Source organism: Nitratireductor arenosus (genome assembly GCF_009742725.1).
GTDB classification, from domain to species: domain Bacteria; phylum Pseudomonadota; class Alphaproteobacteria; order Rhizobiales; family Rhizobiaceae; genus Mangrovimarina; species Mangrovimarina arenosa.
Map to the genome: position 1 here is coordinate 26,668 of NZ_WPHG01000009.1, position 16,781 is coordinate 43,448.

A 16,781-nucleotide genomic window follows, 5' to 3' on the forward strand; every position below is an offset into this window, starting at 1 on the left:
GTCATGATCGATGCCGAACTGATTCAGCAATGCGCCGATCCCAGCCTCAAGCTCGAGATCGTCCAAAAGTTCATCGAGGAAGCCGGCGGCGCCGACCATCTGACCGTCACGGTGCGGGCAGGGGAGCGCATCATCCTTGTACCGAAGCCGACCACCGAGGACGAGGCGATGCAGCTCATTCAGCAGAATTTGGGTCAGTCGGTCGTCAAGGTAGGGGTGACACAGTATCCGGCCGGTCTCGGCATTCAGGACAAGTCCGAGCTCAGCCCCGACCTCCTCGATTCCTGCAAGAATATCGGAATGGGCACCGCGCTCTTTGCCAAGGTCTATCGCATAGTCACCGAGTGGCACGGTGCGCCCGCCCAGGAGGCTCTTGACGACGCAATCCTCGCCTACAAGACCGGCCGGTTCGAGGGCCGCCAAGTCTTCTATGAGTCCGACCCTGGCGAAACCGAGCTTGCCAAACCGCAGTCAGCGGAGCTTGGCGAGCGGGTTGCGGCCGAGGGCACCGGGCCATCGGAGCCGTCTCTTTCGGAGGAAGACCCGAACAAGGCCGGTATCCGCATCGATCTCTCCGGAATCAGCAACAACAATAAAGAGCAATGAGCAGCCACATCACCGTCACCATCATGCTTTGCGTATTGTCGTGCGAACCTACCGAAATCCGCGTCTGGGACGGGGATTCCTTGCGGCTCGGCATGACGCAGGAGGCAGAGGCGATCCGAATCTTCAACATCGATGCGCCGGAAATCGAGGGACAGTGTGCCTATGAAAGCGATCTGGCGCAGCACTCGAAGCATAGGCTCGCAGAGCTGCTGGCCGGTCAGCGCGTGGAGATCCTGCGCGAAGGGGCCGATCGCTATGGCCGCACGCTCGCCGTAGTCCGCGTCAACGGACGGGATGCCGGTGACATTCTTGTTCGCGAAGGCCTCGCGCGGACGTGGAGCGGCCGGCGCGAGCCGTGGTGTTAACGAGACGTGCGAGCGTCCAACCTTATGGAACGTTTTTGGAGTGGCCGTTTTCGACCTGGCGTGCTGAAAATGGACCTTCAACGAAGATAGCGCTCAGGCGGGTCGGTCAGGATGACGCGCAGTTGCTTGCCGGGGAAGGCTTCGATGACATACAGCTCGGCGTTCTTGACCGGCGTATCCAAGGGGCAGTCGTTGGACACCCGCAGCGTCTGCTTCGCAGGCAGCGTACCCGCGTCAGGGCTGTAGACCATGGTGCATCGCGTGCCCATGCGATTGCCAGCCTAGTCACTCTACGTCGCAGGGTGGAGCTGTTTTGCTGCGCATGCAGTTGACGCGACCATTGACGCTTGACGTAAAGCGTCAAGGCCTATACGGTCTATGATGCATGATCCTGAGCTATCGAGACAAGAAGACTGAGCAGTTCGCGAAGGGAGAGTTCGTCAAGGCCTTTCAGGGTTTTGAAGATCAGGCAGCCCGGCGGCTGTCTATTCTGAACGCGGCACTCTCGCTCGATACGCTCCGCGCCCTGCCAGGAAATCGGCTCGAAACGCTCAAAAGTGATCGCGCCGGACAGTATTCCATTCGCATCAATCAGCAATGGCGCATCTGTTTCGAGTGGCTGGCCGATCAGACCGGGCCGAGCAATGTTGAAATCGTGGACTATCACTGAGGAAGGAGATCAGGCCATGTTTATGAGAGCCGTACATCCCGGCGAAGTCCTGAAGGACGAGTTGGAAGAGCTGGGCGTATCGCCGACCGAGTTTGCGCGGCAGATCGACGTGCCGCCAAACCGTGTCAGCCAGATTATCGCCGGAAAGCGCGCCGTCACCGGCGATACCGCGCTGCGCTTCGGGCATTGGTTTGGCACCGATCCGCAGTTCTGGCTCAACCTGCAAAGCGCCTTTGAAATCCGCGTCGCGGAAGATAGGGCCGGGCGGGAGATCGCGCGGCTGCCGGTGCGGGCCGGAGCGTCGGGGCCTAACGCCCCGAACGCTGCCTAAGGTCTGACCCGTGCGTATCACCCGGCTCCACATTCAGAATTTCCGCTGCATTAAAGACCTCGCCATCGACCTTGGCGAGACCACCGTCTTTATCGGGCAGAACAACGCCGGGAAAACCGCGATCATTGATTCTGTCCGCATCGTTCTGACAAGGCGGTGGGGGCAGCGCGGCACGGGCTTCACTGAGAACGACGTTCACCGGCCCGACCCCGATGGAGATCCCCGCGCGCTCCCGCCTGTGACCATCACGCTGATCATGGAAGAGGGCGAGCCCGGAGAGTGGGACCCTGACATGGTCGCTGCGCTCAACGACATCCGGCGCGAGCTGGGGAGCGGCAAAGGCCGCGGCCCGCACTGGCTGATTTTCAATGACGAGGCGCACCACGCCTACCGTCGCGGCGACGCGGAGGCTGACGACCAGTCACTCGACGAGGACAAGGACCTCGCAAAGAAGAACGAGCGGGAAGCGACAATCTGGATTGAAGGGCTCGACCGGATCAACAAGCTCGCGGGCGGCAGCCGTAGGCGTGGCATCAATCTCTGCATCGACCTATCCGCGACGCCCTTCTACATTCAAGGCTCCGGCAACGAGGTCGGCAAGCCGTTCCCGTGGGTCGTGTCCGATTTTGGCTTGCTCGACGCGATCGAATCCGGGCTGGTCAAAATCCCGCAGCTCCCCGCGCGGGACGTGACGGGTGCCGAAGAGGCCGCCTATTTCAACATCTGGAGATGGGTGCAAGCAAAGGCGAAGGAAGAGGGCTACGGCACCAACCTGACCCCCGAAATCGTGATGAACTATGCCAGCGCGCCGATCAATCTTCTGGCGGCGGAGTGGCATCAGCGATTCGTAGAATGGGAGCAGTTCTCGAAGCAGCAACACAAGCACCCTGTGCCGCCGGTGTTCATCGTGGTCTGCCGTGACACCGCCGTCGCGAAAGAGGTTCATGCTTGGCTGGCGAACGGGAATGACGGCTACGGCGTGTCGCCGCCATGGTTCCGCAACACGCCGGGCCAGGAAGTGACGGTCCGCATCGACTCCAAAGTCATCGAAGACATCGAGGAAGGCGGCACCAAGGATGAGACGCGCCGGTTGCGCTTCATCCTCGACACCGTGGGCAAGGCCGAGTGGCCGGGCGGCAAGGTGCCGGAGGATTGGTCGGAACTGGTACGCAAGCACAATGATAAGGTCGAGAGCGACGACAATGACGGCGCGCTGAAATGGATCGACGAGCGCATCCCGCCCGGCAGGGACGTGCGCTGTATCGTCTCTGTAGCCATGCTCGCAGAGGGCTGGGACGCCAACACTGTCACCCACATCGTCGGACTGCGCCCGTTCGGTTCGCAACTTCTATGCGAGCAGGTCGTGGGCCGCGCGCTGCGCCGCAAGAGCTACGCGCTGAACGAAGACACCCAGATGTTCGCCGAAGAGACGGCCAAGGTCTTCGGCGTGCCGTTCGAGTTGATCCCGTTCAAGGTCGCTCCGGCGGGGCCGACGCCGCCGCAGCCAGACCCCAACCATATCTATTCCGTGCCGGAGAAGGCGGCATTCGAGATCACCTTTCCGATCGTGACTGGCTATCATCAGTCCGGTCAGTTCGAGGTCTTCGTCGATTGGGATCAAGTCGCCAAGGTGACCATCGATCCGATGAAGATTCCGCAGATCGTTGAGTTGACCCCGCTCACGACCCCGGATGGCGCTCTTGCGGCCTACGGTCCCGGCGAGAAGCCGGTTCTCTCACTGAAAGACTGGCGGGCGATGTTCCGCGATCAGCAGGTGGCGTTCCGGCTGGCGCGGGAAATCTGCACGCGCTGGCAGGCCGACAACGGAGCGGCAGCCGTCCCGATACAGCAGCTCTTCCCGAAGGTCGCGTTTGCGGCCAAGCGGTTTCTGGCCGAGAAACTGGATCGAAAGGGCGGTAGCCAGCCCTGCGACGTGCTTCTGGTCGGCGAGTACATGCAGGCTGCGATCGGTTCTCTTCTTGAGGCGATCAAGAAGGGATCTTCGACCGCCCAATCCGAAGTCGCCGTTGTGCCGCAGGGGGCCGCCGGTCGGGGAAGCACGCTGTTCGTGGATTTCCACACGACCAAGCCGATCTATCCGGTGACACGCTGCCATCTCAACGCGATGGTCGCCGACACCCAGAAGTGGGAGCAGAGCTCGGCCTTCCTTCTCGACAGCCATCCCGGCGTGAAAAAATGGGTGAAGAACGATCGGCTGGGTTTCTTCATTCCCTACCGCAATCGAGGACTTCCGGCGCGCTATATCCCGGACTTCCTTCTCGTCACTGACACGGATCAGAACGTGGTTGTGGAGATCAAGGGGCAGGTGACCGACGGCGCGGACGCCAAAGCCAAAGCCGCGCAACGGTGGACAGCGGCCGTCAACCGTCTGGGGCAAAACGGCACTTGGCACTACCTTCTGGTCACCGATCCCGGACGCATAGGCGACATGCTCAACCTATTCACGGAAGCCCAATGGGATGAAGGGCCATTCGAGTTGAGATAGTCATCAAAGCGGCACGCTTCGGGAGCCCATTTTCCAGCAGCAGAGCCCGATCAACCGCCCTCGCGGTGCCGGCGTTCGTCCCAGCACACTGCGAAGCTGCGGCTTGTGTGCTTTGCCCGTGTAGACGGATATGCTGGCACTTCGTCGCTATTTTAAGCCGTTTGTGTCGACCGTTGCGACCGCCCTTCCCTTTCGGCCAACCACTCTTACCTCGATCTCACGATGCTCCGGTTCTTCGGCTATTTCCGACACGATCCGGTGGGCCATCGCGATCGCTCGAGCGTCGTCATCGTGCGGTTCTCCTTTTCGATCCAGGTACTCCTCCTCGCCGCTGTAGATGTGGAAGTAATAGCGGGGCATTCATCCTCCTTCGGGGCCAAGCTGCATCAATCAGAAGCCGGGTTGACCTTGAGAAATACACGGTCATCCCAAGACGAGATGTTCCAGCGATACGCTCCGCCGAAGGACCCGGGCGTTTCGTCGGCGTTGGTCTGGATGACTGTGCCGGACACGGTCACGGTCAACGTTCCGTTGGGCACAATGGCGATCTGATCGAGTTCGGCGCGGGCTCGTTCCGGAATCTCTGGCGTACTGACTTCAATGGTTCCGTCGTCCATGCGCCGAATGCTCAGGAAGTTATCGGCTTGCGACTTCGCCCGCGTATTCGGCACGCCGATTGCGGACCCGCTTGCGTCCAGCTCGCCGGTGAGATTGACGACGAGATCAAAGCGCCCTTCCCCGGCATAGGTGAAGCGCTCAAAGCCGGGCATTCGAGCGGCCTTGCGCTCTTCCGCCCGCATCCGGTCCTCTTCCTGTTCTGTGAGCACGTGGCCGTCGGCAAGCGCTTTAGCGACGCGGGGATCAGCGAGGCGGGTTTCGACACGCATGTCGTACTCGTACCCCTCGAGCACGATGTTGGCGTCGATGGTTTCCGGCACGAGGCAACCGGTCAGAAGCACTCCAACCGCAATGGCCGCGGCGGCATTGCGGGCGAGCGAAAACAGCCTGGCCATCAGCGATAGGCTCCCGGGAAAATGATGTCCTGCTCGACGATGATGTTGAACCCATAACCTGGGCGGATGGTGAGGGTCGGCTGGACATTGAGATTGCGGGAGATGGTCTGGTCCGCTACCCGGCCGAAGCTTTCCGCGAAATTGCGCCGTGCGGCATCCGAGGCGGTGTCCTGCGTCGCAAGCGTCGAGCTTTCTGGCACCGCCATGTCGATGCCGGTGCCGATCAGGGCGATGAGGATCGCGGAGCCGAATGTCTGCAGGAATTTGTTATCGACTTGATCGCGGAAGCCGCCATAGCCTTGCGCGTCGACGCCGGCCATGCCGCCGATCTGCAGTGTCGATCCATTCGGGAAAATGAGATCAGTCCAGATCACCAGCACCCGGCTTTGCCCGAACGAGACATTGGAATCGTACCGGCCAAAGAGCTTGGCCCCTTGCGGCACCAACAGCCGATGGCCGGTCGCACTGTCATAGACGTTCTGGCTGACCTGGGCGGTGATCCGGCCGGGGAGGTCGGAGTTGATACCGGTCACGAGCGTTGCCGGGATCACCGAACCGCGTTTGAGCTCAAAGGGCGACTGCTGCGGCACGACGCGGTTCGGCAGATAACCGAGATCGGCAATGCTCTGATTGAAGAAGTCAGTCTTGCCGGCCTGGTTGTTCGGGTCGGCCTGTTGCCCGGCGCCGCCGGCGCGCAGCGCAGCCGCATAAAGATCGGCCATGCCGGCGCGATCGCCAGGCGCGCCCTGCCCCGTCGTCGCCTGTTGCGTTCCCGCTTGTGCCGCTTGCCCTACGTTACCGATATTGACCGCAATCGGGCTATCGTAGGCAGCATCGTCGGCCTGGAGCCTGGCCATACGCTGCTGATGCAGCAAGCGAAACATCTGCTCGTCCTGTTCCCTTTGCAGCCGCTCACGCCAGTCGGCTTCACTTTCGACCGGCGCCGTCTGTTGCTGTTGCTGTGTTGTCGGCTGGCGCGGGAAAGGATTGGTGGATTGTGGCTCCTTCTCCACCTGTTCGACCGGCTGCACCACCTGAATCTGCTGCGCGGGGCGCGGCTCCTCGATCACGCCGTCCGAAACGCCGCGCTTGAGCTGGTCGGCGAAATCGGTCGCCGGCGCGCCGGTCGAGGTATCGAGCGTGCCCCCACTCCGGTTGAGGCCGCGGATCGAGAGGCCCCAAATGATAACGCCGAAGAAAAGGACGACCAGGCCGATGAAGAGAAAGACCGGCAGCTTGTTCAAGCGCCGGATTTTGGGCTTCTCGTCGCCGCCTTCGGCGCCGGGAGAGAGATCGAGCGAACTCATGGCTCCCCCCTCAGGTCGTACGCTGCATGACAGACAGCGGGCTTGTCGGTGTCGCGCCGGTCGCCGACATCGCATAGGAGCGGGTCAGCTCCACCGAAGGCGTCGAAATCCGGGTCATGACGGCGCCCTCGAACGTGTCGATGACATAGGCGAGCGGGATCATCGTGTCGCCGGAGGCCTCCTGGTTCGAAGCAACGGCATAGCCCCAGCCGCGCAGCGACTCTTCGAGCGCGAGGCCGAATGCGGAATCGTCGGGCTTGATGACGATCGTCCCGGTGCCCGGGCCAACATGCTCGGCGAGCTTGGAGACCATGTCGCCGGCGACGGCCGCAGCCGCGGCCGGCGAGAGATTGGCGGCATCGGCACTGACGGTCGGCGTGAAGTATCCTCCGCCCGTGGTGGTGCATCCGGTTGTTGCGCCGGTGAGAAGAACGAGTGCCAGAACACGGGAAAGTCGGTGGATGGCGCGCATGATCAGCCCCTCCTCGAAATGGTGATCTTCTGCTGGCGGGAGCCGACGCCGGAAAGCAGCACGGCGCGATCGAACACATAGTCCACGATCATCATCGTGCCGTTGAGCCGGTAATTGACGATACGGTTTTCGCCGCCCGAGACGACGAACAGCACCGGCGCATCGCCGCTCATCATCTGGCCGGGGAACTGAATGTAGGTCTTGGCGCCATCGGTGTAGACGCGGGTCGGGCGCCAGCGGGCTTGTCCGCTGATAGTGAAATTGAAGCTCAGGTTTTCGGCCGGGACGCCGGCGCCGGGGATGATGCTCGCCTCGACGCGCGCGTTGAGGGCATCGAACTTGGCCTGCACGTCCTCGGGATATTCGAAGGCAACGCGGGCCATGTAGTCGCGATGATGCGACCTGAGCCGGATGTGGTAGGTGCGCCGCGATGTCGTCACCACCATGGACGTCTCGAGCCCGGGTTCCGAAGGCTTGACGATCAGGTGGATTTTCTGGCCTTCGGCCGAGCCGGAGGTTGCCGGCTCGACCTTCCAGCGAACCGTGTCGCCCACCAGCACGTCACGCACGGCTTCTCCGGCCTGCAGCTCGATTTCGCAGAGCTGGAGGGGCGAGCAAACGACGGACGGCTGCGTTTGGCCGTAGAGGTAAATGACCTTGCCGTCCGGCCCCCGCGTCATCACCGCGGCCGTGCCCTGCCACTGAGTGGAAAGTCCGGTTCCCCGCGCTTCGTTGCCGCTGAGGCCCTGCTGATCGGCCGCAACGGCGACATTGAGGGCGAACGTGCCCAGCAACAGGGTTGCCGCACACACGCCCGCGTGCATTTTCTTGAGGTTGAACATTACTCTTACTCCGCGAGCGTTTCTCAAAGCTGGGCTGTCCAATCGAAATCCTTGAGGTAGAGGCCGATCGGGTTCAGACGAATGACCGCCTCGTCCTGGGGCGGCGAAAGAGTCACGGTGGCGATGCCGCGAAAGCGGCGGGTGCGTAGTTCCTTGCCCGCGCGGTCACGCTCGATCTCGCTCCAGTCGACCTGGTAGCTCTGGTTCGAGAGGGCGACGACGTTGTTGACCTCGATCGAGACCGTCATGGTGCGGGCGCGATCGAAAGGCGAATTGTTGCGGAACCAGTTGTTGACCTTCTCGGTCGCCGGGTCCTGCTGCTTCAGCATCGCGTAGGTGCGGTCGATATATCCCTTCTGCACGGTCGCATCCGGGGTGATCGACCGGAAATTCGACACCCAGGCGCCGAGCATCGAGCGCACAACGCGCTCGTCGGCATATTCGATCTGCGCGGGGAAGCCGGCCAGGACAGCCGCCCCGAGCTTGTCGACCTCGACCACATAGGGAACGAGCTTGACTTGTGTCGACTGATAGAGGGCATAGCCGAACCCGATCACCGCCATGCTCATCGAAAGCAGGCCGACGGTGCGCCAGGCCGAGGCCGCGCGCATGTAGCTGCCGTAGCGCTCGTTCCACTCATAGCGGGCGGCCAGATACGGATTGTCGGGGTATTTTCGCTTCGCCATCTAGCCTCGCCTGATACGGCCGGCCGACCTCACGAGTCGGCGTCCATCTTTTTGTTTGAACTTCTGGAACTGGTGCCCGGATTGGTGCCTTGCCGCAGCTTGTCGTTGGCAAGGCCGAGGGTCGAACCCATCTTGGCGCCGGGGATGCCCATCAACTTGTCGGTCGCCGCGGAGCCGACCGCGCCACCCGCGGCTTTCAACCCGGCCATTGCAGCCGCGCCACGCGATGCGCCGGCTTGCGATGCCGCCGAGGCGGCAGCCATCCCACCTTTGACGACGCCGGCGCCGCCGGCCGCCATGCCAGCACCGACCGCCGCGAACCCGGCAACCTGGCCACCGCTGCGGATGGCTTCCATGCCGTTGCCGACGGAAACGCCCTGGACGACGCCCTGAATGATGTTCGGCACGTACATGGAGATCATGAAGACGACGACCGAAATGCCCGCGATCGTCAGGGTAGTGAGGAATTGATCGTCGGAAGCCGTATCGTTCGAAAGGCCGATTAGCACCTCGGAGCCGATGCGCGCGATCATCACGAGGCCCATCAGCTTCATGCCGACTGAGAAGGCGTAAACGAGGTAGCGGACCGCGAAATCCTTGGTAAAGGACGAGCCACCAAGGCCAAGCATGATCATGCCGGCGAGCAGACCGACATACATTTCGACCAGAACGGCCACGAAGATCGCCGCTACGAGGGCAAAGCAGATGACAACGACGATCATCGCGAAGACCGAGGCCATGGCGAGGGCATTGTCCTCCCAAAGGCCGAACCGGGCATTTTCTGAGAGTTCGGATGCTACTTTGACGCCGGCATTAAAGACGTCGGCCGGCGAAGCCGACCCGCCATCCGCGCCGAGCTGAAACAGGCTATCGACAACCGACTTGGCCAAGTCCGGACCCTGCTGCAGAACAAAGAGGAAGAAGCCGATGAAGAGGCTTCTCCGCACAAGCTCTGCAAACCATGTGTCAAGCGACGGAGCCTGGATCGCGAGCCAGATCGCCGCGATACCCACTTCTATGCCGGCCAGTATCCAAAACAGCGAGGTTGCCGCATTGATGACGGTGTCCTGCCAGCCCTGCGCTGCGCTGGCGACCTGATTTTCGAGATCGGTCAGGATCGAACCGTCCTGCGCAAAGGCCGGATCGACCATGGCAAGCCCGGCGATCATCAGCCCAGCCAATCTCAATAGCATCGAAGCGCGCATGACTCAGTTGTCGCCCCAGCGGGGCGCTATCTGCTGGCCTCCCGAGGTGGGGTAGTCGTCGGGATTGGCGTTGAAAAAGTCCTTTGCCCGCTCGGCGGCTGCCTCGCGTCCCGCCGCTTCTTGCTCGGCAAGTTCGACTTGGCGCTGGAGGAGCGCTTTCACTTCCGGATCGGTGCTCGGGATGAACACATAGGACGCCGCGCCGCCTGCAAGGGCGGCAACGATCGCGATCACGACGACGATGGGGAGTTTGAGCGTTGCCATGGGGTCACCACCGAGGCTGCATTTGTTGGCCGCCGGAGGTGGACGGTGCGGTAGAGCCGAAAAAGGCGTCGCGGCGAGCCTGAGCGAGATCCTTTTCAGCCTGCTCCGACTGATACCAGGTGCCCATCATGGTCATCTGCTGAGAAACGAGACCGCGAAGCTTCTGCATCTGCTCGACCTGTTGGGTCGCGATCTGATGCCCGACCTGCAAGGCCTTCATCTGGCCATCAGCCGACTCCGATTGGGAGCGTAGTTGCGCCATGGTGGATTCTTCGGTTGAGAACTGATCGGCCGTGAGGCCAGCCGCCGCCAGCGTTCCACCGATTGTGTCACGGTTGGTGTCCGACCAGGACTGATAGCTCGACGAGAAATCCTGCCCGTTCGGAAGACCGTTCTGGAAATCGGCGTAGCTGTCGAAACGCTGCTTGAGCACATCGTCGAGGTTTCCCATCGAGAAGGCCATGCCCTGGCCCTGCTGCACGATGCCTTGCAGGTTGGCGAGGTCCTGTTGAGCCTGTCCCCACACGTGATCGGGAAGCTGCATGGTGTTCTGCAGCATGTTCTCGTAGATTCGAATCTGGTTTGCGATCTGCTCCACCTGGTTGGAGATCTGCGTCACCTGATTTGCGATCTGCTCGGCGTTCTGCCCGCCGAGCGCGATCAGCTCCCCATTGTTGAGGATCTGCGTGAACTCGGTCGCGCCGGTGAGCGCCCCGCTGGCTTGGGCCGGCGCGGCAGGGCTGACAGCGATCAGGACGCTTGCGAGAGAACTACGCAAGAAGAGCTTCGGCATTTTCGATACCTCTATGCTTGAGCCAGTGGACGGGCCATTCGTCGCCATGGTGGACGCGCAGCTCATCGACGCGCTTGATGGCGGCCTTGTCCGACGCGCCGACGAAAGACAGGGTGATGGGCCCGAGGGCCATGTCGAACAGACGCCGGCCGTCAGGCGAAGCGACGTAATATTCACGCTTTGGCAGAGCGGTCGCGACGATCTCGATTTGCCGCTCGTTGAAGCCGATGCGCTCATAGAACTCGCGCGTGCCGCTTTCGCGCGCTGCGCCGTTCGGCAGGCAAATCTTGGTCGGACAGCTTTCCTTGAGCACGTCGATGATGCCGGACTTTTCCGCGTCCGAGATTGACTGCGTTGCCAGAACGACGGCGCAATTGGCCTTGCGCAGCACCTTCAGCCATTCGCGGATCTTCTCGCGGAAGGCCGGATGGCCGAGCATCAGCCAGGCCTCATCGAGGATGATGAGGCTGGGGGCGCCGGTCAGGCGCTTTTCGATGCGACGGAAGAGGTAGAGCAGCACCGGCACCAGGTTGCGGTCGCCGAGGTTCATCAATTCCTCGATCTCGAATGTCTGGAAATCCGAGAGGGTCAGGCCATCCCGCTCGGCATCGAGCAGATGCCCCATGGGACCATCGACGGTGTAGTGGCGCAGCGCGTCCTTGATCTCCCGCACCTGCACACCCGACACGAAATCTGAGATCGACCGGCGCGTCGAGGCGGCCATAAGCTCGATCTGCCTGGCGATCGCATTGCGATGGTCGGGCGTCACTTTCACACCCTGCAGCTCGACAAGGGTTTCCAGCCATCCGGCCGCCCAGGCCTTGTCGCCATCATCTTCCAATTGGGAAAGCGGGCAGAAGGTTAGCGCCCCCCCTGCCCCGACATCATAGTGATCGCCGCCGACGGCGACCGTCAGCGGGTACATCGACTTGCCCTTGTCGAAGGCGAAGAGCTGGGCTTGTCTGTAGCGGCGGAACTGCGCGGCGATCAGCGCTAGCAGCGTCGACTTGCCCGATCCGGTCGGACCGAAGATCAGGGTATGACCCACGTCGCCAGAATGGAGGTTCAGACGGAACGGCGATGATCCGCTTGCAACCTGCATCAGCGGCGGCGAGCCGTCGGGATAGAACGGGCACGGCGCCACCGGTGAGCCCGACCACACCGAGTTGAGCGGCACCAGATCGGCAAGGTTGCGGGTATTGACCAGCGGTTCGCGGATGTTGGCGTACCAGTTGCCGGGCACACTCCCAAGAAAAGCCTCGGTTGCGTTCAGCGTTTCGATGCGCGCGGCAAAGCCTTCGGCCTGGATCAGCCGGCGCACGCCTTCGGTCTTTTCGCGAAGACGAGCTTCATCGTCGTCGAACATGACGATGACCGGCGTATAGTAGCCATAGGCGACGAGCTGTGAATTGGCCTCGGCAATGGCGTCTTCGGTCTCCGCCACCATCAGCGCCGCGTCCTGGTCGATCGCGCCCGAATTGGTCTGAAATAGCTGGTCCATGAACGGCCGCACCTTTTGCAGCCACTTCTTGCGCGTGCGCTCGAGCCTTTGGCGGGCCTCGATCGGATCGAGGAAGACGAAGCGGCTCGACCAGCGATAGGTGAGCGGCATCAGGTCCAGAGAATTGAGAATGCCCGGCCAGCTTTCGGCCGGAAAGCCGTCGATCGCCACGACCGCCAGATAGCGGTTGTCGACCAGTGGCGAGAGACCGTGATGGAACTCGGCCGTGACGACGAAATCGAGATACATCGGAATGTCGGGAAGGCGGACCGGATGGTTTTCGCCGACGATGCAGAAGCGGGCGAATTGCAGCAGATCATCATATTTGGCGATGCGGCTGCCGCCGCGTTCCATGGTCTCCTGTGTGACCATGCGGCGGATCGAGACGACGTTTGCCATATATTGCTCGAATTCGCGGATCGAACGCCGGAAGTGATCGAGCGCGCGATCGGCAAAGGTCGTCGCGCGGGACTCATCGTCCGAATAGACATATTTGACGAGGCCGGACTTGCGCTTCTCCGGTTCGCGATAGGTCAGGATGATGGCGTGCTGGCTCTCATAGTGCCCGTCCGCTGCCTCGAAACGCTTGCGCCGTTCCTCATCGATCAGTGCGCTCACCTTGTCAGGGAAGTGGCAGTTGTCCCGTGCTGGGTAGGCCGTCGCCGGCACGCGCACGGCTTCGACCTGGATCATCCAGCCGGTGCCAAGGCGGGCGAGAATGGCATTGATCTGGCGGCTGACCTCATTGCGCTCGAAATCGGTCGAACTTTCGCTGTCCGGACCGGCGAAATACCAGCCGGCCATCAGGCTCCCGTCCTTGAGCAAGAGCGTGCCGTTGTCGATCAAGGCCGCATACGGCAGCAGATCGGAAAAGGACGGGCCGGAATGGCGAAACCTCTTGAGCGCAACCATAGTCAGAACGTCCGCCAGGGCGTGGAGGTCGGCCGGTAGTAGGGCCGGTATTTGATGTGGCGCAGGTAGACGCGGCGCATCAGCGGATCGGCTTTTGCCATCATGCGCAGTAGCCCGACTACCACGATCCAGACACCCACGCCGAGCAGCGCCGACACGGTCGTCAGGATGACGAAGACGAGAATGACCGCGGCGAGCCCAGTCAGAAGCACCAGCTCACGGTCAGCCCCAAAGAGCAACGTTGGACGCGAAAGGGCGCGGTGTATCCGCGCCGTCGCCAGCCGGCTTTCCCTTTCAGCCATGCGGGGCAACCGCCGGCGCTTGTTCGTGCGCCTTAAGCGGCACGCCGATGGACGAGCCGCTGGAACCGAAGAGACCGACGATCTGTGTTGCGCCGAGCAGGATGCCGGCGACGAGCACGATGTAGCAAAGCCGGCGGGCGAAATCGTTCAACTCGCCGCCGAAGATCAGCATGCCGCCGGCAATGGCGACCGCCGCGAGCGCAATGGCGCCGGCGACCGGGCCGGTGATGGATTCCTGAATCTGTTCGAGAGGCCCTTCCCAGGGCAGGCCCCCTCCCCCGCTGCTGGCGAGCGCCGGTTCGATCATGACGAGCGATGCGGCCGCGAGGCCAAGGAGAAGCGTGAGAGCCTTCTTAGACGACATGAAGATTTCTTCCCTGCATGGATTCCGATTTCGACGCGCCGACCGGCGTGGTGAGGTATCGCCCGTCGTGAAAGCCTTCGACCTTCAGGATCTCGCGAACGGTTCGCCCGCCAGGAGCGCGTTCGATCGAGACGATCAGGTCGACCGCCTCTCCGATGACTTCCGGCATCGGCTGGGAGCTGACTTCGGCAACGAGCTGTTCAAGGCGGGTAAGAGCGGCGGCGGCCGAGTTCGAGTGAACCGTCGCGATACCGCCCGGATGGCCGGTGTTCCACGCCTTCAAGAGAGTGAGGGCCGCGCCATCGCGGACCTCGCCCACGATGATGCGGTCTGGACGCAGCCGCATCGTCGATTTCAATAGACGGCCCATATCGACCGTGTCGGTGGTGTGCAGGATCACATGGTTTTCCGCCGCGCATTGGATCTCGGCGGTGTCTTCCAGGATCACCAACCGATGCTCCGGCGTGGTCTCGACCAGCTCCGCCAGGATTGCATTGGTGAGCGTGGTCTTGCCTGTCCCTGTGCCGCCAGACACGACGATGTTGAGCCGGTTGACGATCGCATCGCGGATCACATCGACCTGCTCGGGTGTCATGATGCCATCGGCGACATACTGATCGAGGCGGATCAGCATCGAGGCGCGCTTGCGTATCGTGAACATTGGCGCGGGCGCTGCCGGCGGCAAGAGCCCTTCGAAGCGATGCCCCCCAATGGGCAGTTCCCCGGAGATGATCGGCCGGTCTTGGTCGACTTCGGTCTTGAGGGCGTGGGCGACCTTGCCGATGACGGTCTCGGCGTCATGGGAGGCCATCCGCCCCGCCGCCGCTATCCCCTGCCCTACCCGCTCGATGAATAGATTGCCGTCGGGGTTCAGCATCACCTCGACGACCTTCGGATCATCGAGCGCGCTCGTGATCGAGGCGCCGAGTGCGTCCTGCAGGCTGAGGATCAGCCGTCGTGTCGACTCGCTCATGAATCGCCCCCCGAGCTGCTCAGGTCAGGCCGCGGCGGCTTCAACAGCGGCCGGGAAAAGGGGGAGGTAGCTCGACGGCCGCACCAGCTCGAGACTGGCTTCGTCGGCAGGTAGGAGGCCCGCGACAGCAATGGTATTGCCGACGGGATGTGGAGACCCGAGCCGCTCCAGTGGCCACTTCGCCCGATTGAGAATGCGCTCAAACCGAACGTCCGTAACAGTGACGATCCGGTCGAAACCATTGGCCACCGACCATTCGATAATGCCGGCGAACAGAGTGTGGGTCGCATCGCGCAGTCCGCTCGCGGAAACGATGTCGCTGCGTTCAGTGTCGATGCAAAAGCGCGAGCTCTCGACCACGCGGCCCGATTTGGGCACGCAGGAAGCGTCGGCCAGGAACGGAAATGTCTGACCGAGCATCGTTGGTCCAGTGGACGGCAGCAGCCGGGCGCAACCGATCACCTGACCATCGTGGCCGACGAGCACGAGATAGGTCGGATCGAGCCGGTCGTACTCGTCCTTTTCCTGGTTGTGTTCGACCTGGACGTCCCAGTCTAACCTTTGCTTGAAGACCTTGGCGCGCAGTTCGTGCATGCGCTCGAGCAGACGTTGCTCACTACTTGTAGCCCTCGTGCGGCAAATGGCGACGACGCGCATGACCCAATCCTTAACCCATTGAATTGCGGTCTCTTGAATCCCGTGCGGCGGCGCACCGCCAGCTGTGAAAAGTCACAGGGGATGGAGAGTCGTCGCCGTGATAGACAGGGGGGAGTGCCCAGGGGCCGTTGCCGCACTTATGGCTGAATTGCGATGCAACTCGAAATTGCGACTACCCGAATTGAGGACAAAAACACCCGGAGAGGATCGTTGCCGAGCAAAGCCTTCGACCAGTTGCGAGACGCACTAGAAACGGCCCAGGGGATGGCGCCGGTCAAAGCCGCGGTGAAGGAGTTCGCCGGCGAATTGGGGTTTGACTGGTTTGCCTATCTCTCGGTTTGTGGGCCGGAGATCGACACGTTTTCGACGTACCCGCGCGCATGGCAAGGCCACTATATCAACAAGAAATACGCGAGCATCGATCCCGTCGTGCAGGAAGCCCGCCGTTCTGAACGCTGCTTTGCGTGGTCCGAACGCGATCTTGGACGAGCATTGTCGCCGGACCAGGTGCGCTTCCTTGGAGAAGCCGGGGATCATGGCATCGCATCGGGGATATCAGTGCCCGTGTCGGCCGGATTTGGCAGGACGGTATTATTCACGCTCGCGTCCTCGAACCGGTGTGACAATTGCCTGGTAAAATGCCCCTTCCTTGCCGCTTCGATTGCAGCGCACGTGGATGTCTATGCGCGGCGCTGGATGCTCGAGCCGATGCCTGCTGTCACCGTCAAGCTAAGCCCCAGAGAGAGGCTTTGTCTGAGCTGGATGGCAAAAGGCAAGCGCATGTCCGAAATCGCGCAAATCGTCGGAACCAAGGTCCGGACGGTCGAGTATCACCTGCAAAATGCTCGGCGAAAGCTGGATGCCACCAATGTCACTCACGCCGTGGCGCTTGCGGTGCGTCAACAGTTGATCTGATCCTGTTCGACCGCGTGAAGGCCGTTCCGCCTCTACCTCATGTAAGTTGTGGTTGGCGACGGCAAGAGAGTTGTCCGCGATGGCGCCTACGGCCCCG

21 protein-coding genes are annotated in these 16,781 nt (G+C 62.0%); 6 read left to right on the plus strand and 15 right to left on the minus strand.

Features of this window, described 5'->3' with window-relative positions:
• Positions 1-3: 3 nt before the first annotated feature.
• Both GN330_RS22180 and GN330_RS22185 read left to right on the plus strand, forming a co-directional pair.
• A complete protein-coding gene (locus GN330_RS22180) occupies positions 4-606 on the plus strand; it encodes a TraH family protein (RefSeq protein WP_156715727.1) in 603 nt (200 codons plus the stop codon).
• Positions 603-971, plus strand: a complete 369-nt coding sequence (locus tag GN330_RS22185) for a thermonuclease family protein (protein WP_156715729.1) — start codon at positions 603-605, stop codon at positions 969-971. Before GN330_RS22180 ends, GN330_RS22185 begins: the two co-directional genes overlap by 4 nt.
• Positions 972-1,048: 77 nt before the next feature.
• Here GN330_RS22185 and GN330_RS22190 read toward each other — a convergent pair whose 3' ends face one another.
• Positions 1,049-1,222, minus strand: a complete 174-nt coding sequence (locus GN330_RS22190) for a hypothetical protein (protein WP_156715731.1) — start codon at positions 1,220-1,222, stop codon at positions 1,049-1,051.
• Between the two features lie 134 nt (positions 1,223-1,356).
• On the opposite strand from GN330_RS22190, the gene GN330_RS22195 reads away from it, so the two are divergent.
• From GN330_RS22195 to GN330_RS22205, 3 genes are read left to right on the plus strand one after another with little or no spacing between them, the layout of a single operon-like run.
• On the plus strand, positions 1,357-1,641 hold the full coding sequence (locus tag GN330_RS22195; protein ID WP_156715733.1) for a type II toxin-antitoxin system RelE/ParE family toxin: 285 nt from the start codon (positions 1,357-1,359) through the stop codon (positions 1,639-1,641).
• A gap of 16 nt (positions 1,642-1,657) precedes the next feature.
• A complete protein-coding gene (locus tag GN330_RS22200; RefSeq protein ID WP_156715735.1) occupies positions 1,658-1,972 on the plus strand; it encodes a HigA family addiction module antitoxin in 315 nt (104 codons plus the stop codon).
• A 10-nt stretch (positions 1,973-1,982) separates the two neighbouring features.
• Positions 1,983-4,478, plus strand: coding sequence for an AAA family ATPase (locus GN330_RS22205; protein WP_156715737.1), 2,496 nt, complete (start codon positions 1,983-1,985; stop codon positions 4,476-4,478).
• Between the two features lie 147 nt (positions 4,479-4,625).
• On the opposite strand, the gene GN330_RS22210 is transcribed toward GN330_RS22205, so the two are convergent.
• Genes GN330_RS22210 through traI form a run of 14 tightly spaced genes read right to left on the minus strand, consistent with a single transcriptional unit; the run spans position 4,626 to position 15,769 of the window.
• On the minus strand, positions 4,626-4,838 hold the full coding sequence (locus GN330_RS22210; protein WP_156715739.1) for a DUF6894 family protein: 213 nt from the start codon (positions 4,836-4,838) through the stop codon (positions 4,626-4,628).
• Between the two features lie 26 nt (positions 4,839-4,864).
• Entirely contained in the window at positions 4,865-5,491 is a 627-nt protein-coding gene (locus GN330_RS22215; RefSeq protein ID WP_156715742.1) for a hypothetical protein, read from the minus strand.
• Complete coding sequence (gene trbI, locus GN330_RS22220) at positions 5,491-6,798, minus strand: IncP-type conjugal transfer protein TrbI (RefSeq protein ID WP_156715744.1); 1,308 nt, start codon at positions 6,796-6,798, stop codon at positions 5,491-5,493. The genes GN330_RS22215 and trbI overlap by 1 nt, the downstream gene beginning before the upstream one ends.
• A 10-nt stretch (positions 6,799-6,808) precedes the next feature.
• Positions 6,809-7,270 carry a conjugal transfer protein TrbH gene (gene trbH / locus GN330_RS22225; RefSeq protein ID WP_156715746.1) on the minus strand — a complete coding sequence of 154 codons (462 nt, stop codon included), beginning with the start codon at positions 7,268-7,270 and terminating at the stop codon, positions 6,809-6,811.
• Positions 7,271-7,272: 2 nt separating this feature from the next.
• Complete coding sequence (gene trbG / locus GN330_RS22230) at positions 7,273-8,094, minus strand: P-type conjugative transfer protein TrbG (RefSeq protein WP_246188832.1); 822 nt, start codon at positions 8,092-8,094, stop codon at positions 7,273-7,275.
• 41 nt (positions 8,095-8,135) lie between these two features.
• Positions 8,136-8,798, minus strand: a complete 663-nt coding sequence (trbF, locus tag GN330_RS22235; RefSeq protein ID WP_046110280.1) for a conjugal transfer protein TrbF — start codon at positions 8,796-8,798, stop codon at positions 8,136-8,138.
• A gap of 29 nt (positions 8,799-8,827) precedes the next feature.
• Positions 8,828-9,991: a P-type conjugative transfer protein TrbL gene (gene trbL, locus GN330_RS22240; protein ID WP_343041071.1), complete on the minus strand. Its 1,164-nt coding sequence runs from the start codon at positions 9,989-9,991 to the stop codon at positions 8,828-8,830.
• 15 nt (positions 9,992-10,006) lie between these two features.
• On the minus strand, positions 10,007-10,267 hold the full coding sequence (locus GN330_RS22245) for a DUF2749 domain-containing protein (RefSeq protein WP_156715752.1): 261 nt from the start codon (positions 10,265-10,267) through the stop codon (positions 10,007-10,009).
• Between the two features lie 4 nt (positions 10,268-10,271).
• On the minus strand, positions 10,272-11,060 hold the full coding sequence (trbJ, locus tag GN330_RS22250; RefSeq protein WP_156715754.1) for a P-type conjugative transfer protein TrbJ: 789 nt from the start codon (positions 11,058-11,060) through the stop codon (positions 10,272-10,274).
• Entirely contained in the window at positions 11,038-13,473 is a 2,436-nt protein-coding gene (locus GN330_RS22255; protein ID WP_156715756.1) for a conjugal transfer protein TrbE, read from the minus strand. Before GN330_RS22255 ends, trbJ begins: the two co-directional genes overlap by 23 nt.
• 2 nt (positions 13,474-13,475) lie before the next feature.
• The gene (locus tag GN330_RS22260; protein WP_156715758.1) at positions 13,476-13,775 is read right to left on the minus strand and encodes a conjugal transfer protein TrbD; all 300 of its coding nucleotides are present in this window, start codon (positions 13,773-13,775) and stop codon (positions 13,476-13,478) included.
• Positions 13,768-14,139 carry a TrbC/VirB2 family protein gene (locus tag GN330_RS22265; protein WP_156715760.1) on the minus strand — a complete coding sequence of 124 codons (372 nt, stop codon included), beginning with the start codon at positions 14,137-14,139 and terminating at the stop codon, positions 13,768-13,770. Before GN330_RS22265 ends, GN330_RS22260 begins: the two co-directional genes overlap by 8 nt.
• Entirely contained in the window at positions 14,129-15,112 is a 984-nt protein-coding gene (trbB, locus tag GN330_RS22270) for a P-type conjugative transfer ATPase TrbB (protein ID WP_156715762.1), read from the minus strand. Before trbB ends, GN330_RS22265 begins: the two co-directional genes overlap by 11 nt.
• Positions 15,113-15,136: 24 nt before the next feature.
• Positions 15,137-15,769: an acyl-homoserine-lactone synthase gene (traI, locus tag GN330_RS22275; RefSeq protein ID WP_156715764.1), complete on the minus strand. Its 633-nt coding sequence runs from the start codon at positions 15,767-15,769 to the stop codon at positions 15,137-15,139.
• A 210-nt stretch (positions 15,770-15,979) separates the two neighbouring features.
• Here traI and GN330_RS22280 point away from each other — a divergent pair, with 210 nt between their 5' ends.
• Positions 15,980-16,684: an autoinducer binding domain-containing protein gene (locus GN330_RS22280; protein WP_197435281.1), complete on the plus strand. Its 705-nt coding sequence runs from the start codon at positions 15,980-15,982 to the stop codon at positions 16,682-16,684.
• The last annotated feature ends 97 nt before the right edge of the window (positions 16,685-16,781 follow it).

Excerpts from the sequence above, each read along its gene's own strand:
- GN330_RS22180 (WP_156715727.1), top strand. The coding sequence starts at position 4 with ATGATCGATGCCGAACTGATTCAGCAATGCGCCGATCCCAGCCTCAAG.
- GN330_RS22185 (WP_156715729.1), top strand. The coding sequence starts at position 603 with ATGAGCAGCCACATCACCGTCACCATCATGCTTTGCGTATTGTCGTGC.
- GN330_RS22190 (WP_156715731.1), bottom strand. The coding sequence starts at position 1,222 with ATGGTCTACAGCCCTGACGCGGGTACGCTGCCTGCGAAGCAGACGCTG.
- GN330_RS22195 (WP_156715733.1), top strand. The coding sequence starts at position 1,357 with ATGATCCTGAGCTATCGAGACAAGAAGACTGAGCAGTTCGCGAAGGGA.
- GN330_RS22200 (WP_156715735.1), top strand. The coding sequence starts at position 1,658 with ATGTTTATGAGAGCCGTACATCCCGGCGAAGTCCTGAAGGACGAGTTG.
- GN330_RS22210 (WP_156715739.1), bottom strand. The coding sequence starts at position 4,838 with ATGCCCCGCTATTACTTCCACATCTACAGCGGCGAGGAGGAGTACCTG.
- GN330_RS22215 (WP_156715742.1), bottom strand. The coding sequence starts at position 5,491 with ATGGCCAGGCTGTTTTCGCTCGCCCGCAATGCCGCCGCGGCCATTGCG.
- trbI (WP_156715744.1), bottom strand. The coding sequence starts at position 6,798 with ATGAGTTCGCTCGATCTCTCTCCCGGCGCCGAAGGCGGCGACGAGAAG.
- trbH (WP_156715746.1), bottom strand. The coding sequence starts at position 7,270 with ATGCGCGCCATCCACCGACTTTCCCGTGTTCTGGCACTCGTTCTTCTC.
- trbG (WP_246188832.1), bottom strand. The coding sequence starts at position 8,094 with ATGCACGCGGGCGTGTGTGCGGCAACCCTGTTGCTGGGCACGTTCGCC.
- trbF (WP_046110280.1), bottom strand. The coding sequence starts at position 8,798 with ATGGCGAAGCGAAAATACCCCGACAATCCGTATCTGGCCGCCCGCTAT.
- trbL (WP_343041071.1), bottom strand. The coding sequence starts at position 9,991 with ATGCTATTGAGATTGGCTGGGCTGATGATCGCCGGGCTTGCCATGGTC.
- GN330_RS22245 (WP_156715752.1), bottom strand. The coding sequence starts at position 10,267 with ATGGCAACGCTCAAACTCCCCATCGTCGTCGTGATCGCGATCGTTGCC.
- trbJ (WP_156715754.1), bottom strand. The coding sequence starts at position 11,060 with ATGCCGAAGCTCTTCTTGCGTAGTTCTCTCGCAAGCGTCCTGATCGCT.
- GN330_RS22255 (WP_156715756.1), bottom strand. The coding sequence starts at position 13,473 with ATGGTTGCGCTCAAGAGGTTTCGCCATTCCGGCCCGTCCTTTTCCGAT.
- GN330_RS22260 (WP_156715758.1), bottom strand. The coding sequence starts at position 13,775 with ATGGCTGAAAGGGAAAGCCGGCTGGCGACGGCGCGGATACACCGCGCC.
- GN330_RS22265 (WP_156715760.1), bottom strand. The coding sequence starts at position 14,139 with ATGTCGTCTAAGAAGGCTCTCACGCTTCTCCTTGGCCTCGCGGCCGCA.
- trbB (WP_156715762.1), bottom strand. The coding sequence starts at position 15,112 with ATGAGCGAGTCGACACGACGGCTGATCCTCAGCCTGCAGGACGCACTC.
- traI (WP_156715764.1), bottom strand. The coding sequence starts at position 15,769 with ATGCGCGTCGTCGCCATTTGCCGCACGAGGGCTACAAGTAGTGAGCAA.